Origin of the sequence: Mesorhizobium sp. CA12 (genome assembly GCF_020165255.1) — a bacterium.
Classification (GTDB): domain Bacteria; phylum Pseudomonadota; class Alphaproteobacteria; order Rhizobiales; family Rhizobiaceae; genus Mesorhizobium.
Window position 1 is genome coordinate 470,231 of the sequence record NZ_JAIUHT010000001.1, and the last position, 14,331, is coordinate 484,561.

At 64.4% G+C, this 14,331-nt stretch carries 13 protein-coding genes; 8 read left to right on the top strand and 5 right to left on the bottom strand.

Features of this window, described 5'->3' with window-relative positions; genetic code table 11:
* Positions 1-107: 107 nt before the first annotated feature.
* Positions 108-692 carry a nitroreductase gene (locus tag LB520_RS02230; RefSeq protein WP_224636274.1) on the top strand — a complete coding sequence of 195 codons (585 nt, stop codon included), beginning with the start codon at positions 108-110 and terminating at the stop codon, positions 690-692.
* A gap of 76 nt (positions 693-768) precedes the next feature.
* Complete coding sequence (locus tag LB520_RS02235; RefSeq protein ID WP_224636275.1) at positions 769-1,443, top strand: methyltransferase family protein; 675 nt, start codon at positions 769-771, stop codon at positions 1,441-1,443.
* Positions 1,444-1,445: 2 nt separating this feature from the next.
* Here the strand turns inward: LB520_RS02235 and LB520_RS02240 are convergent, their stop codons facing one another.
* Both LB520_RS02240 and LB520_RS02245 read right to left on the bottom strand, forming a co-directional pair.
* Entirely contained in the window at positions 1,446-2,327 is an 882-nt protein-coding gene (locus LB520_RS02240) for an HpcH/HpaI aldolase/citrate lyase family protein (RefSeq protein WP_224636276.1), read from the bottom strand.
* The gene (locus LB520_RS02245) at positions 2,327-2,779 is read right to left on the bottom strand and encodes a MaoC family dehydratase (RefSeq protein ID WP_224636277.1); all 453 of its coding nucleotides are present in this window, start codon (positions 2,777-2,779) and stop codon (positions 2,327-2,329) included. The genes LB520_RS02240 and LB520_RS02245 overlap by 1 nt, the downstream gene beginning before the upstream one ends.
* A 152-nt stretch (positions 2,780-2,931) precedes the next feature.
* Here LB520_RS02245 and LB520_RS02250 point away from each other — a divergent pair, with 152 nt between their 5' ends.
* Complete coding sequence (locus LB520_RS02250) at positions 2,932-4,053, top strand: DUF2336 domain-containing protein (RefSeq protein ID WP_224636278.1); 1,122 nt, start codon at positions 2,932-2,934, stop codon at positions 4,051-4,053.
* A 16-nt stretch (positions 4,054-4,069) separates the two neighbouring features.
* Here the strand turns inward: LB520_RS02250 and LB520_RS02255 are convergent, their stop codons facing one another.
* The 3 genes from LB520_RS02255 to parE form a co-directional block, all read right to left on the bottom strand.
* Positions 4,070-4,507 carry a VOC family protein gene (locus LB520_RS02255; RefSeq protein ID WP_224631831.1) on the bottom strand — a complete coding sequence of 146 codons (438 nt, stop codon included), beginning with the start codon at positions 4,505-4,507 and terminating at the stop codon, positions 4,070-4,072.
* A gap of 80 nt (positions 4,508-4,587) precedes the next feature.
* Complete coding sequence (locus LB520_RS02260) at positions 4,588-6,669, bottom strand: FUSC family protein (protein ID WP_224636280.1); 2,082 nt, start codon at positions 6,667-6,669, stop codon at positions 4,588-4,590.
* Between the two features lie 42 nt (positions 6,670-6,711).
* Entirely contained in the window at positions 6,712-8,766 is a 2,055-nt protein-coding gene (gene parE / locus LB520_RS02265; protein WP_224636281.1) for a DNA topoisomerase IV subunit B, read from the bottom strand.
* Positions 8,767-9,021: 255 nt separating this feature from the next.
* On the opposite strand from parE, the gene cpaB reads away from it, so the two are divergent.
* The 5 genes from cpaB to LB520_RS02290 are packed head-to-tail and all read left to right on the top strand — an operon-like array spanning position 9,022 to position 14,327.
* A complete protein-coding gene (gene cpaB, locus LB520_RS02270; RefSeq protein ID WP_224636282.1) occupies positions 9,022-9,936 on the top strand; it encodes a Flp pilus assembly protein CpaB in 915 nt (304 codons plus the stop codon).
* Between the two features lie 29 nt (positions 9,937-9,965).
* Positions 9,966-11,405, top strand: a complete 1,440-nt coding sequence (locus tag LB520_RS02275) for a type II and III secretion system protein family protein (RefSeq protein ID WP_224636283.1) — start codon at positions 9,966-9,968, stop codon at positions 11,403-11,405.
* 3 nt (positions 11,406-11,408) lie between these two features.
* Entirely contained in the window at positions 11,409-11,681 is a 273-nt protein-coding gene (locus tag LB520_RS02280) for a hypothetical protein (protein ID WP_224636284.1), read from the top strand.
* Positions 11,682-11,694: 13 nt separating this feature from the next.
* Entirely contained in the window at positions 11,695-12,909 is a 1,215-nt protein-coding gene (locus LB520_RS02285; RefSeq protein WP_140542187.1) for a CpaE family protein, read from the top strand.
* Positions 12,906-14,327 carry a CpaF family protein gene (locus tag LB520_RS02290; RefSeq protein WP_140840376.1) on the top strand — a complete coding sequence of 474 codons (1,422 nt, stop codon included), beginning with the start codon at positions 12,906-12,908 and terminating at the stop codon, positions 14,325-14,327. The genes LB520_RS02285 and LB520_RS02290 overlap by 4 nt, the downstream gene beginning before the upstream one ends.
* The last annotated feature ends 4 nt before the right edge of the window (positions 14,328-14,331 follow it).

Consider the following 14,331-nt stretch of genomic DNA (forward strand, 5'->3'; position numbering starts at 1 on the left):
CGGCGCGGCGGCTTCTTATCAGGCGCAAAACGCCACCGCCCGAGCCGCCCGACCTCCCGATGGCGTGCTTCAGCTCAAAATCGAATGCCTTCAGGAGACTTGCGCCCATGGCGTCGCCGATCATCGACTTTCTGCTCACCCGCAATTCTGCGCCGATACCCGACCTCAAGGAGCCGGCGCCGAGCGATGCCGAGATCGCGACGATGATCGCAGCCGCCTCGCGCGTTCCCGACCACGGCCGGCTCGAGCCATGGCGGTTCATCCTTTATCGCGGCGAGGCGCGCATCGAGATCGGCAAGAAGCTGGCGGCGCTTGCCGAACAGCGCGAGGGACCGCTGCCGGAAGGCCGGCGCAACCAGGAACTGGCACGCTTCTCGCGCGCGCCGCTGGTGATCGGCGTCGTGTCGGTGCCGAAGGAGAACCCGAAGATCCCGCAATGGGAGATGCTCCTGTCGGGCGGCATGGCGGCGATGAACCTGATGATCGCGGCGAACGCGCTGGGCTATGGCACCAACATGATCAGCAACTGGTATTCCGACGTTCCGGAGGGCAGGGCGATCCTCGGGCTGTCGCCGCAGGAGCGTGTCATCGGCTTCGTCCATATCGGCTCCTATCAGGGACCGGCGCCGGAGCGGCCGCGGCCCGATCCGGCAAAGCTCTATGGCGATTACGCCGGTCCCTGGGCCGGTTAGGTGCTTTTGCGGGTTTTCGGAGGAACGGCGGCAGCGGGCGGCCAATAGTGGTGGGGGACGTCACGGAAAGTTGGTCATGATCTCGAGATTGGTTTTCCAGACATTCGTATGGGTCGGCATCATGGGCGTGCTGCTGTTTCTGTCGGCCGGCACGCTGCACTGGACCGGAGCTTGGGTGTACATAGTCGTGATGGTCGGGCTGAGCCTGACCATGGGCGTCGCGCTCGCCCGCCGCGATCCAGGCCTGATGAATGAGCGTCTCCGCCCGCCGATCCAGAAGACCCAGACGGCCGCCGACAAGATATTGCTGAGCATATTGCTGCTCGGCATCTTCGCCTGGCTGGTCCTGATGGGGCTCGACTACCGTTTCGGCTGGTCGGCAGCTCCCGTGTGGGTGCAGGTGATAGGTGCGCTGGTCCTGCTTGTCGGGATATGGGTCTGCTATCTGACGATGCTGGAAAACAGCTTCGCGGCGCCTGTCGTAAAGATCCAGGACGAGCGCGGGCAGAAGGTGATCACGACCGGCCCATACAGTTATGTCCGCCATCCGATGTATGCAGGCGCCATACTTTATTTCGCCGGCACGGCGCTGCTGCTTGGTTCCTGGTGGGGACTGGCGTCGGTGCTTGTCTTCATCGTCCTGCTCGGCATCCGCACCTTCATCGAGGAAAAGACGTTGCGAACCGGCCTGCAGGGCTATGACGTTTATGCCGCGCGCGTGCGCTACAAGCTGATCCCGATGGTCTGGTAACCTCAGGCAAGGCTGCCCGCCGCTCGGGCGCGAGCCAATAAATGCTCGGCCAGACGCAAATGCGGCCTGTCGTACATCTTGCCGTCGATGCCGACGACGCCCGGATTTCCCGCCGCCGCGAAGGCATCGACGATCGCCCGCGATCGCGCGACCGCTTCGGCGGACGGCGTGAAGGCGGCATTGATGACCGGCACCTGCGCCGGATGGATCGCCATCTTGCCGGTGAAGCCGTCGCGCTCGGCCTCGCGGCATTCCTTCCCAAGGGCGGCCATATCGCGGAAATCGGGAAAGACGGTGTCGATGGCGGCGACTTCGGCCGCGCCGGCCGCCAGAATGGTCATGGTCCGCGCCAGACGAAACACGTCGGTGTAGCGGCCGCTCTCGTCGCGGGTCGCGCGCGCGCCGATGGCCGCGGACAAATCCTCCGCGCCCCAGGTCAGGCCGGCAAGCCGCGCGCTTGCGCCGGCATAGCTCGCCGCCGCCAGCACGCCCGCCGCGGTCTCGGTGATGATCGGCAGGATTCTTATGGCGCCGTCCGGAAGCCCGTTCTCGGCCTCGTGCACGCGCAGCTTTGCCGCCATCTGCTGGACGTCTTGCCCGCTGTTCGACTTCGGCAGCATGATGCCGTCGGGCTTCGCCACGACGAGCGCCGCAAGATCGTCGTCTGCCAGGCCGGTGGAAAGATCGTTGACTCGCACATAGATTGCCGAACCCGTCCGGTCTCTTTGGCTCGAGATGAACCCGGCCGCGGTCGCGCGCGCCGCCGCCTTGCTGGCGGCGGCAACGGAATCCTCGAGATCGACGATAACCGCGTCGGCGCCAGCCTCGAATCCCTTTTCCAGCTTGCGCTCGGAATCGCCGGGCACGAACAGCAGCGAGCGCATCAGGCCGCCTTCCTCAGCATCATCGCCTGCCTGGTGCATTTGGCGACAAGAATGTCGTTCTGATTGTAGGCGCGGTGCTCGAACTCGACGATGCCGCGATCGGGTTTCGATTTGGAGTCGCGCACGGAGACAACCGTCGTCTCGACCCGGATGGTGTCGCCGTGGAAGACGGGGTGCGGGAACACCGTTTCCTTCATGCCGAGATTGGCGACCGTGGTGCCGACGGTGATGTCGTTCACCGAGATGCCGATCATCAGGCCGAGCGTGAACAGCGAATTCACCAACGGCCTGCCCCACTCGGTTTTCGCCGCGAAGTCGAAATCGATGTGCAACGGCTGCGGGTTCAACGTCATTACCGAAAACAGCATGTTGTCGCTCTCGGTCACAGTCTTGCGCAGCGTGTGGCGGAAGACATGGCCGACGACAAACTCTTCCAGATAAAGCCCGGCCATGGTTCGATTTCCTCCGATGTCCTTGCTTGATAGGCGTTGGCTGCGCCCCCATCAAGCCGGTTAAGAAACATGGTGAACCGTTCGTAAACCATTTGCAGCCTACCGTTCACAACGGGGCCGGGACCTTTCCGGCAAGGGCGCAGCTGGTCGGTATGGTTGTTTCGCATTTTCTAAAATGGATTGATACGGCAAGGGTTTCCGAGCGTGCCGCCGCCGCGAGCGCGCTGGCGCGCGCCTATATCAACTCCGATCTGCCGTTCGAGGATCGCTGTGCCGCCGAGGCGGCGCTGACTCTGCTTCTGGACGACGCTTCGTCCAAGGTGCGCCTGGCGCTTGCCGAGGCGCTGTCGATGAGCCATCACGCGCCGCCGCAGGTGATCAGCGCCTTGGCCGCCGACCAGCCGGAAGTGGCGGCGCTGGTGCTCGCGCGTTCGCCGCTGCTTACCGATGCCGATCTGGTCGAGCGCGTCGCCTGCGGCCAGAAGGTGACGCAGAAGCTGATCGCCAACCGTCCGGTCGTCTCGATGTCGCTGGCGGCGGCGATCGCCGAGATCGGCGAACCGGAAGCGTGCGCCGCGCTGATCGGCAACAGCGGCGCCGAGATCGCTTCGCTGAGCTTCCGCCGCATGGCCGAGCGGCACGGCCACCTGCCGCTGGTGCGCGAGGCGCTGATTGCCGATCGGCGCCTGCCGGCCGACTGCCGGCACATGTTGCTGGTCAAGCTCGGCGAGACCTTGAAAGGTTCGCCGCTGGTGCTGGCGATGATGGGGGCGGCGCGCGCCGATCGCGTCCTGCGTGATGCCTGCGTGAAAGCCTCGGTGACGCTGATCGAGGGAACGCGCATGGAGGAGCATGCGGCGCTGATCGAGCATTTGCGGCTGCGCGGCGACCTCACCGCCGGTTTCATCATCCGCACCATCGCGCATGGCAAGGTGGACTTCTTCGGCTCGACGCTGGTGGCCTTAGCCCGACAATCCGAGCAACGGGTGACGGCACTTCTCGCCGGCGGGCACGACGTTGCGCTGCAGGCGCTGTTCCGCAGCGCCGGGCTTGCGCCGGCCACGCATGGCATCATCCTGAGGGCGCTGAAAGTCTGGCGCGAGGTCGCCAATGGCCGGCGTGTCGCCGGCGTGCAGGAAGTGAGCTGGCTGATGCTGAAGGAACTCGGCGGCCAAGCGGCCGAGGGCGATCTCGCAGGGCTGGTGAAGTCGATCCATCTCGACGCGCTGCGCGAAAACGCGCGCGGACATGCGCTGGCCATCGCCGCGGCCTAGGGACACATATCAGGCCTCAGCTGAGTTCCTGGGCGAGTCCTATGAGAAGCCCTTCAGGCCCACGGATATAGCAAAGCCGATACGCGTCCTTATACCGGACGACTTCGCCGACGAGCTCGGCGCCGCGCTTGCGGAGCCTCTCAATCGTGTCGTCGATGTCGTCCACGGCGAACATGACGCGGAGGTAACCCAATGCGTTCACCGGGGCATTGCGGTGATCCGCGATGACGGGCGGCTTGATGAAGCGGGACAGCTCGAGTCGGCTGTGGCCGTCGGGCGTGCGCATCATGGCGATCTCGACGTGCTGATCGCCGAGCCCGGTGACACGCCCGGCCCATTCTCCTTCGATCGTGGCACGCCCTTCGAGTTCAAGGCCAAGCTCACGAAAGAAATCAACCGTCGCGTCGAGGTCTTCAACGACGATTCCGATGTTGTCCATCCGCTTGAGCGCCATGTGTCCACCCTAAAAGGTGTCGACCAGTCCAGCAAGGACCCATTCTCGGGAAGGCCCAAACCAGACACGTCCCGAGGCGGTTAAGCGCGACCCTTCGCAAAGAAATCCGGGTAATCTTCCATCGCCGCGGCAATGATGCGCAGCGAGGCGGCGATCTGCAGTATTTCGAGCCGATCGCTGCGTTGGGCGATGCTGGCGGCGTATTGCCTCGCCACCGCGATGGTCGCGGTCTGCGGCTCGCCCGGTTGCCGAAACAGCAATTCGCGCGCCAGGGCGCGCAGGAAATTGCCGATGGACTCGACTGTTTCATGCGGAACGGCGGAGTTCAGTTGCGCGTGGCGCAGCCGCAGCACTTCCAGTCCGACGGTGACGGCCGCGATGCTTCCGCCGAGAATGGGATCGCCCTTGCGGCCCGTCCGCTGGACCTGCGGCATCAACTGATTGATCCGGTCATAGGCGAGGCTTTCGAAGGCCGAACGGCGGGGAATGCGCTCATGCAGGCAAAGCCGGGCCAGGTCCTCGCGCATCGCCTGCGAGATGCGCTCCACGGTGACCCAGGGATCGGCGGGCAGCACGACAATGAAGACGCCGATGGCAATCAGGATGCCGACCAGGATCGAGGCCGAGCCGGCGAAGAACGGCCCGGGGTCGTAGATCATCTGCTGATGCGGGCTGAGGAAGGCGAGGAAGTTGATGGCGAAGGCGGTGGCGACGCCGACATGGCGCGGATTGGCCATGCCGAGCGCTGCGGGCACCAGGATCGGCACGACGAAGAGGGTGAACCAGCCGAAGCCCGGCAGCGCCGGCAGCGCGACCTGGCCGACAAGGAAGGCAAAAGGCAGCGCGATCAGCGTGCCGGTGAAAAAACCCCAGGCGGACTGCACGGGATCCGGGCGCGATGCGAACAAGCTGGAGACGACGGCGACCAGGATGACGGTGCCGGCGGCTTCCGACCATCTGGTCGTCAGCCAAAAAATCGCCACGAGCAACGTCGCCAGCGCTGCGCGCACGGCATTGCGCCATGCGGCCTGGTAGTCGCGGTGGACAACCAGCGCCGGCTGGCCCCGCTCGCTCGATTTGCTGGAGACAGGCGAGCGAAGCGCCTCCAGCCCGCGTATCACCTGTTTCAGCGCCTCGGCGAAATCGCCGGCGATGGTCAGTCGGGTGATGGTGCCGACCTTGTCTTCGCCGTTATCGTTGGAGCCGGTATCGTTGGGCAGTTCGGGCATCTCCCTGGCCTTGCTCGCGATAGCGTCGAGCCTTGCCACCCATGGCCCTGTGTCATCGAGCGCGCCGGGCGTCGCCGCCAGTTCACCGACGAAGGCTTTCAATTCGCTGCGCATGGGAATGAGCGCTGCGTTCTTCGGCCTGCGGTGGCTGTGCAATGCGCGCGCCGCCGAAAGCGCCCACAGAAGCTGACCGATCGTGCGCCGCACCGGATGGGCGCGGGTGGCGAAGCTCGGCGCTTCCAGCCGCGCATAGGTGCGCATCTCGGCGAGCGTCTGGGCATCGGCGATCAGCTTGCGCTGGAGCGCGGCGAGGCTCGCCGGGTCGCCGCCGGAAAAGGCGCCGCCGGCATATTCGGCAAGGTCGAGGATGCTGCGCTTCAACCTGGAAATGATAGCGTCGGCCGCGAGCTTTGGCAGGATCAACCGGCTGGTGACGCCGGCGCAGACGATGCCGAGCACGATCTCCGCGCAACGCGCGACGGCGAGGTCGACGACAATATGCGGTTGTCCGAGGGCCGGCAGGCTGATGATCATCGCCGTGTAGCCGGCAAGCGCGGCGCCATAGGCTTCCGGATTGCGCAACAGCGACGAGACCAGCGTGCAGACGCCGATCCAGAGCGCCAGCACGGTGACAAGCAGCCACGGGTCGGCGCCGAACAGTGAAGTGATGCCGACTGCGGCGAGACCGCCGGCCAGCGTGCCGAGCAGCCGGTAGAAGCCCTTTGCCAGCACCATGCCGGCGACCGGCTGCGCGACGATGAACACCGTCATCATCGCCCATTGCGGATGATCGAGCTTCAGCGCATAGGCGGCAAGCAGCGCGACCAGTCCGGCCGAAACCGTGCGCAGGGCAAAAATCCAGTCCGAACGGGTCGGCTGCGTCAGACCGCTTAAGGGCCTCTCGACAAGCTCTTTAAACCGCGTCCAGGTCACACCGGTTCTCCGTGCCGGAGCCTGTTATGGACCGGCAGGCGATCAGATATCCAGCACGTCCGCCTCTGCGAATTCGGCGCGCTCCTGGATGAAGCGGAAGCGCGCCTCGGGCTTGGTGCCCATCAGCGCGTCGACGGCATCCTTGGTGGCCTGCTCGGCGTCGATCACGTCGACCCTCAAAAGCGTGCGCTTCCTCGGATCCATCGTGGTCTCCTTGAGCTGCGAGGCCATCATCTCGCCCAGGCCCTTGAAGCGGCCGATCTCGACCTTGCCGCGCCCGGTGAACTCGGTGCGCAGCAGTTCGTCCTTGTGCGCGTCGTCGCGGGCGTAGCCGACCTTGCCGCCTTGCCGGATCGAATAGAGCGGCGGCACGGCCATGTAGAGGTGGCCGCCGCGGATCAGGTTCGGCATCTCCTGATAGAAGAAGGTGATCAGCAACGAAGCGATGTGCGCGCCGTCGACGTCGGCGTCGGTCATGATGATCACGCGGTCGTAGCGCAGATCCTCGTCGCGATATTTGGAACGCGTGCCGCAGCCGAGCGCCTGGATGAGATCGGAAATCTGCTGGTTGGCGGCAAGCTTGTCGTTGCCGGCGGAGGCGACATTGAGAATCTTGCCGCGCAGCGGCAGCACTGCCTGGCTGGCGCGGTCGCGCGCCTGCTTGGCCGAGCCGCCGGCCGAGTCGCCCTCGACGATGAAGATCTCGGCGCCCGCGGCGGCGTTCTGCGTGCAGTCGGCAAGCTTGCCCGGAAGGCGCAGCTTGCGCACCGCGCTCTTGCGGGAGACTTCCTTTTCCTGGCGGCGCCGCACGCGTTCGTCGGCGCGCGCGATGACCCAGTCCAGAAGCTTGGAGGCTTCCTGCGGATTGTCTGCCAGCCAGTGGTCGAACGGGTCGCGAAGGGCGTTTTCGACGATGCGCATTGCCTCGATCGTCGCCAGCCTGTCTTTGGTCTGGCCGACGAATTCCGGCTCGCGGATGAACACCGACAGCATGCCGGCGGCCGAGATCATCACGTCATCGGTGGTGATGATCGAAGCGCGCTTGTTGCCGATGAGGTCGGCGTAAGCGCGCAACCCGCGCGTCAGCACGTTGCGGAAGCCGGCCTCATGCGTGCCGCCTTCCGGGGTCGGAATGGTGTTGCAATAGGAGTTGAGGAAACCGTCGCCGCCGAACCAGGTCACAGCCCATTCGAGCGAACCGTGGCCGCCCTGCTTGTCGCTCTTCCCGGCGAAAACCTCGCGCGTGACCTGGAATTCGTCGCCCAGCGTCGCCTTGAGATAGTCCTTGAGGCCGCCGGGGAAATGGAACTCGGCCTTTGCCGGCGTCTGATCCTTGTCCTTGATCAGCGACGGATCGCAGGTCCAGCGGATCTCGACGCCGCCGAACAGATAGGCCTTCGAGCGCGTCATGCGGTAAAGGCGCGCCGGTTCGAAGGCGGCGCCCTTGCCGAAAATCTGCTCGTCGGGATGGAAACGGGTCTTCGTGCCGCGGCGGTTGTGGACCTCGCCGAGATGCTCCAATCCACTGACCGGGACGCCGCGGGAGAATCTTTGGCGGTAAAGCTGACGACCCCGCGCGACCTCGACCTCGAGGTGGTCGGACAGCGCATTGACGACCGAGACGCCGACGCCGTGCAAGCCGCCGGAGGTCTCGTAAACCTTGGAGTCGAACTTGCCGCCCGAATGCAGCGTGGTCATGATGACTTCGAGCGCTGGCTTCTTGAATTTCGGATGCGGATCGACCGGGATGCCGCGGCCGTTGTCGGTGACGGTCAGGAAGCCGTCGGCAGAAAGCTCGACGTCGATGAAGGTGGCGTGGCCGGCCACCGCTTCGTCCATCGAATTGTCGATGACCTCGGCGAACAGGTGATGCATGGCCTTGTCGTCGGTGCCGCCGATATACATGCCCGGACGGCGCCGCACCGGCTCGAGCCCTTCCAGCACCTCGATATCGGCGGCGCTGTAGCCCTCGCTGCCGTCGCGGGTGGCGGTCGTACGCTTCGCTGCCTGCACCAGCGGATCGGCGGGCCGTGAGGGCGCGCGCACCGGCTGTGCCGGCTTTTCCATCTTGCCGAAGAGGTCGTTGCTGTCGTCCATGCTGGGCCTAGCGTCCGGTAATGCGAATCATTCCTCGATACTGCCACGCTTTTGGCGGGCGAACGAGTTCCTGTTCCGTTCAGGGATTCAAACTGTCTCTTATTTCAAAACCATTCGATAACCAAGCCGGCCGAAATAGGGCGATCGGCGGGTCGCGGGATTCCTGATTCTTTAACATTAACGCCTAGCGTGAGACCCAACTAACAAAAGACCACGGGCGTCAGGGGTTCCATTGTGAGGGGCAAGGCCATAACCATGATCGGCATCGCCGCCGTTTTCGGCGCGATCTCGATCTTTGCGGCGGATTTCTGGGTCAAGAGCCAGGCGAAGGCTCAGGCCGAGGTCAAGGTCGTCGTGGCGCCGCAGCAGCCCAAGGTCGAGTTCAAGACCATCGTGGTGGCGCACGCGCCGCTGCGCTACGGCATGGAGCTTGGACGGCCGCAACTCGCCGAGATTCCGTGGCCGCAGGATTCGCTGCCGCAGGGCGCTTTCCCGACGATCGACAAGCTGCTTGCGGACGGCAGCCGGGTCGTGCTGTCGCCGATCGAGGTCAACGAACCGGTGCTGCTCACCAAGCTGTCGGGACCGAACGGCCGCGCCACGCTTTCCAACATGCTGTCGGCGGGAATGCGGGCCGTCACCATCCGCACCGACGAGATCGCCGGCGTCGGCGGCTTCATCACGCCGGGAGACCGCGTCGACGTCGTGCTGACGCGCGATGCTGGGGACATCCAGGAAGTGTCCAAGAATGCTCAAGGGGCTGCCGGCTCGACCGTTACGTCCGAGATCGTTGTCTCCGATGCCAAGGTGCTCTCGGTCGGACAGGGCGCCGATGAACGCAAGACCGAGCCGCAAGTCGCCAATTCGGTGACCATCGAGGTGACCAACGACGGGGCGCAGAAGGTGGCGCTTGCCCGCACCGTCGGCACGCTGTCGTTGTCGCTGCGGTCGGCCGCCGACGCCAGCGCCAGCGAAAGCGGGCTGACGACCATCTCGTCCTTCGGCGGCTCGGTTGCCGCAAATGCGCAGGCGAGCGCCGCCTCGCTCGTCAATGCGGTGACGAAGGACCAGGACGAGCCGAAATTCAAGACGGTGATCGTGACGCGCGGCGACAAGGTCGAGGAATACAAGGTTCCTTCGCGGCAACCGCCGCAGGAACTGCAGCAATAGCCGGTGGGGACCGGCGGGGACGGGGCAAGATGTTCGGGTTTGATGCATTTCGGACGACCGGGGGATGGCTTCTTCTCGGCGTGATTGCGCTGGCGGCGACAGTGCTTGCCGTCGCCGCGCCGGCAAGGGCGGGCAATGACGTCGTCTATGTCTCGGCGAACAAGAACGCCTCGATCAAGGTCGCCAAGGGCAAGCCGAAGACGATCATGACGAGCGCCGCCTTCTACCAGATCGTCATCGGCGACCCGGAGATCGCCAACGTCAACCCGCTGACCGACAAATCCTTCTATGTGCTGGGCAACAACCTGGGTACCACCGGCATTGCCCTGTTCGACCAGAACAAGCAGCTTGTCGGCACCATCGACATCGAGGTGACGCTGGACACCGATCAGCTTGCCAGCACCATCCGCGCCAGCGTGCCCGACGCCAAGATCAAGGTTGGCTCGGCGAACGGGCGCGTCGTGCTGTCGGGCGAAGCCGATGATGCTGTCGCCGCCGACAAAGCCAGCAAGATCGCGTCACGCTTTTCCGGCAATGAGGAAGTCATCAACTCGGTCAACATCTCGTCCTCGCAGCAGGTTCAGCTCAATGTCCGCTTCGTCGAGATCAACCGCCAGGCCGGCCAGGACCTCGGCGCCAAATACGCAGCCAATTTCGCCTATGGCATCGGCAACCGCAAAGTCGTGCTGAACCCGGATGGAGGAGACCTGACGGCTGCCGGAACAGGCGAGATCATCGGCAGCCTGCTGTCGAACGGCGTTTCCATCGACATCGCCATCAAGGCGCTGGAGGAACGCGGTCTGGCGCGGCGGCTGGCGGAGCCGAACCTGATCGCGCGTTCGGGCCAGACGGCGAGCTTCCTTGCCGGCGGCGAGTTCCCAATCCCGGTTTCCGAAGACAATGGCAAGATCAGCGTCACCTACAAAAAGTACGGCGTCGGCCTCGATTTCACGCCGACGGTGCTGAAGGACGGGCTGGTCAGCCTCGACATCGCGCCGGAAGTGTCCTCGATCGACCCGTCCGCTTCCATCCAGGTCAGCAGCGGCATTTCCATTCCGGCCTTCATCGTGCGCCGCGCCAGGACATCGGTCGACCTCAAGAACGGCCAGAGCTTCATGATCGCCGGCCTCCTGCAGTCGCAGAACGACATCACGACATCGCGGGTGCCGGGGATCGGCAAGCTGCCGGTGCTCGGCCCGCTGTTTTCCTCGAAGTCCTATCAGCGGCGCGAGACCGATCTGGTGATCATCGTCACGCCCTACCTGGTCAAGCCGGTCGATCCCTCGAAGAAGATGGTCGAGCCGACCGACGGCACCCAGCCGGCAAGTCCCGCCGACTATTTCCTGAACAACACCGAAGAAGTGAACGCCTCGGCGTCAAAGCGTCCGGTGGCGCTGGCTGACGGCAGCGCCGCCCGCCCGGTGGCTGCCGCCACGTCCGGCCACTTCCTCGATCTGCCAAAGGATTAAGGCATGCGCATCCCCGTTTGCATCGCTTTGCTGCTCGCCGGTTTCGCCGGCGGTTGCACCAGCGACGACTATGTACGCGCCGAAGGGGTGACCTTGGCGGCCGGCAACGCGCAGGCATCCAACACTGCCATGCAGATGGTCGATCCCTGGAAGTATGGCGTGCAAAACACAAGGCTTCTGGTGCCGGCCCAGCGTCAGGGTTCCGAGAGCGCTGGCGTCGGTGCGAAGGCCAGCTCCGTGTCGTCACCGACGACATCATCAACAACATCGAATTGATGGGCTGGCGAGGATGGCATCTGGTAGCAAGACCAAGAAGATCCTGCTCGTTTCGACGGACAGGACGTTCTTGCAGGACACGCGGACGGCTTTTGCGGCCTCCGAGGTCATCGAGCTTCTGACTCTGGAAAAGAGCGTCAACGAACTGCGCGGCGAGATCCTCGAGGCGGACTTCGGCACGGTCATCGTCGACATGGATGCAGCCAAGCTCGAGGAAATCGAGTCGCTGCAGCGTGTCATGCGGCGGCTGGAAGGCAGCGTTCCGGTGGTCGTCGTCACCCAGGAATTCAACGCGGCGGCGGTACGCATCCTGGTGCAGCTCAAGGTCGCCGATTTCCTGGTCAAGCCGATCACCACGGCCGACCTCGTGCGTTCCGTCATCCGTGCGCTGCAAGGACCGGGGCGAGAAGAGAATACCGAATCGCATATCTATACGTTCATGCCGGCAGCCGGCGGCGTCGGCACCACCACGCTCGCCTTGCAGACGGCCTTCCAGCTGCATCATTCGGTGATGCGGGGCGCCTCGACCTGCGTCGTCGACCTCAATTTCCAGCAAGGCGCCTGCGCCGAATATCTCGATCTCGAACCGCGGTTCGACATCACCGAAATCGAGAACCAGCCGGAGCGCCTCGACCGGCAACTGCTCGACGTGATGCTGTCCAAGCATGCGAGCGGGCTGTGCGTGCTTGCCGCGCCGACGCGACCCTCGGACATGCGCTCGTTCAAGACCGATGTCGTGGTGCGCATGCTCGACCTCGTGGCGGCCTATTTCGACAATGTCGTCATCGACATGCCGCGCACCTGGTTCCCCTGGACCGAGACGGTGCTGCTGGGTTCCAACAAGCTCTATATCGTCGCCGAGATGACGGTGCCCTGCCTGCGCCATACGCAGCGTCTCATCCAGGCCGTGTATGAGACCGCCGGCAAGGAAGTGAAGCCCAACGTCATCGTCAACCGCTTCGAGCAGAAGATGTTCGACAACGGCATCAAGCAGGCCGACGTTCAGGAGATACTCGGCGAGCATTTCGTCGGCGGCATCTCCAACAATTACCGGCTGGTGCGCGAGGCGGTCGACCGCGGCGTACCGCTGCACGCAATCGACCCCAACGCCAATGTCGTCAACGACCTGAAGAAGATCATCCTGCCCGAGGAGGCCGTCCAGACGATGGCCAAGTCGAGGTCGCTGTTCGGCCTGGGCAAGGGCTTGCTGAAGAGGAAGGCAGGATGACCAGCCGCTTCTCCAACCTGCAGAGCCGCGACGTCCGCCCGCAGCGGGCGCCCGAACCCGCGCCGGTCACGCACAATGCAGTGATCATCCCGACGACCCGCAAACCGGCGCCGCCCAGGCCTGAGGCCGCCCCCGCAAAGAGCGCCAACAAGGTGCTGGACGCACGCGTGCGCATCCATCGCATGCTGCTCGAGGAGATCAACCTCGTGGCGCTGGAGCGGCTGCCCCGGGATGAAATGCGCCGGCAGGTGCATGATTTCGTCTCGGAAAAGACGCGCCAGGAGCGGATGGCGATCAACAATGCCGAGCTCGACGCACTGGTCGATGACATCGTCGACGAGATGGTCGGCCTCGGCCCGCTGGAGCCGCTGCTCAAGGATCCCGAGATCAACGATATCCTGATCAATGGCCACCAGAACTGCTTCGTCGAAAAGCGCGGCAAGCTGCAGCAGGTCCACATCCCGTTCAAGGATGAGGCGCATCTGCTTAGAATCATTAATAAAATCGTCGCGGCGGTCGGCCGCCGCGTCGATGAATCGCAGCCCATGGTCGACGCCCGAATGCTCGACGGCTCGCGCTTCAACGCGGCGATCCGCCCCGTCGGCGTCGACGGCCCGCTGGTGTCGATCCGCAAGTTCTCCAAGAACAAGCTCGGCCTGCACAAGCTCGTCGAATTCGGCGCCATTACCCAGAACATGGCCGAGGTGCTGGCGGCGGCGGTGCATGCCCGCAAGACCACGATCATCTCCGGCGGCACCGGCACGGGCAAGACGACGATGCTCAACGCTTTGTCGGCCTTCATTCCGGAAGACGAGCGCCTGATCACCATCGAGGACGCGGCCGAGCTGCAATTGCAGCAGCCGCATGTCGCGCGCATGGAGACGCGTCCGGCCAACATCGAGGGCCAGGGCGAATTGAAGCAGCGCGACCTGGTCAAGAACGCGCTGCGCATGCGCCCCGACCGCGTCATCCTCGGCGAATGTCGCGGCGAGGAAGCCTTCGACATGCTGCAGGCGATGAACACCGGCCATGAAGGGTCGATGGCCACCATCCATGCCAACACGCCGCGCGATGCCATCTCGCGTCTGGAACAGATGCTCGGGATGACCGGCATGCCGATGACCGTGCAGTCGATCCGCAGCCAGATTTCCAGCGCCATCGACATCATCGTCCAGCTGACGCGCCTTTCCGACGGCAAGCGCAAGGTGACCAGCGTCGCCGAAGTGACCGGCATGGAAGGCGACGTCATCCAGATGCAGGAGATATTCCGCTTCGTGCGCACCGGCATGGAGGCGGACGGAAAGATCCTCGGCCACTTCGAGGCGACCGGCATCCGCCCGCGCTTCCTCGAGGACCTGCGCAACATGGGCATCGAATTCCCGGGCAAGTATTTCGAACCCGGCCGGCCGCAGGACTAGGCCG

What these genes read in the sequence shown, in the direction of transcription:
- LB520_RS02230 (WP_224636274.1), top strand. Translation starts at nt 108, where the DNA reads ATGGCGTCGCCGATCATCGACTTTCTGCTCACCCGCAATTCTGCGCCG.
- LB520_RS02235 (WP_224636275.1), top strand. Translation starts at nt 769, where the DNA reads ATGATCTCGAGATTGGTTTTCCAGACATTCGTATGGGTCGGCATCATG.
- LB520_RS02240 (WP_224636276.1), bottom strand. Translation starts at nt 2,327, where the DNA reads ATGCGCTCGCTGCTGTTCGTGCCCGGCGATTCCGAGCGCAAGCTGGAA.
- LB520_RS02245 (WP_224636277.1), bottom strand. Translation starts at nt 2,779, where the DNA reads ATGGCCGGGCTTTATCTGGAAGAGTTTGTCGTCGGCCATGTCTTCCGC.
- LB520_RS02250 (WP_224636278.1), top strand. Translation starts at nt 2,932, where the DNA reads ATGGTTGTTTCGCATTTTCTAAAATGGATTGATACGGCAAGGGTTTCC.
- LB520_RS02255 (WP_224631831.1), bottom strand. Translation starts at nt 4,507, where the DNA reads ATGGCGCTCAAGCGGATGGACAACATCGGAATCGTCGTTGAAGACCTC.
- parE (WP_224636281.1), bottom strand. Translation starts at nt 8,766, where the DNA reads ATGGACGACAGCAACGACCTCTTCGGCAAGATGGAAAAGCCGGCACAG.
- cpaB (WP_224636282.1), top strand. Translation starts at nt 9,022, where the DNA reads ATGATCGGCATCGCCGCCGTTTTCGGCGCGATCTCGATCTTTGCGGCG.
- LB520_RS02275 (WP_224636283.1), top strand. Translation starts at nt 9,966, where the DNA reads ATGTTCGGGTTTGATGCATTTCGGACGACCGGGGGATGGCTTCTTCTC.
- LB520_RS02280 (WP_224636284.1), top strand. Translation starts at nt 11,409, where the DNA reads ATGCGCATCCCCGTTTGCATCGCTTTGCTGCTCGCCGGTTTCGCCGGC.
- LB520_RS02285 (WP_140542187.1), top strand. Translation starts at nt 11,695, where the DNA reads ATGGCATCTGGTAGCAAGACCAAGAAGATCCTGCTCGTTTCGACGGAC.
- LB520_RS02290 (WP_140840376.1), top strand. Translation starts at nt 12,906, where the DNA reads ATGACCAGCCGCTTCTCCAACCTGCAGAGCCGCGACGTCCGCCCGCAG.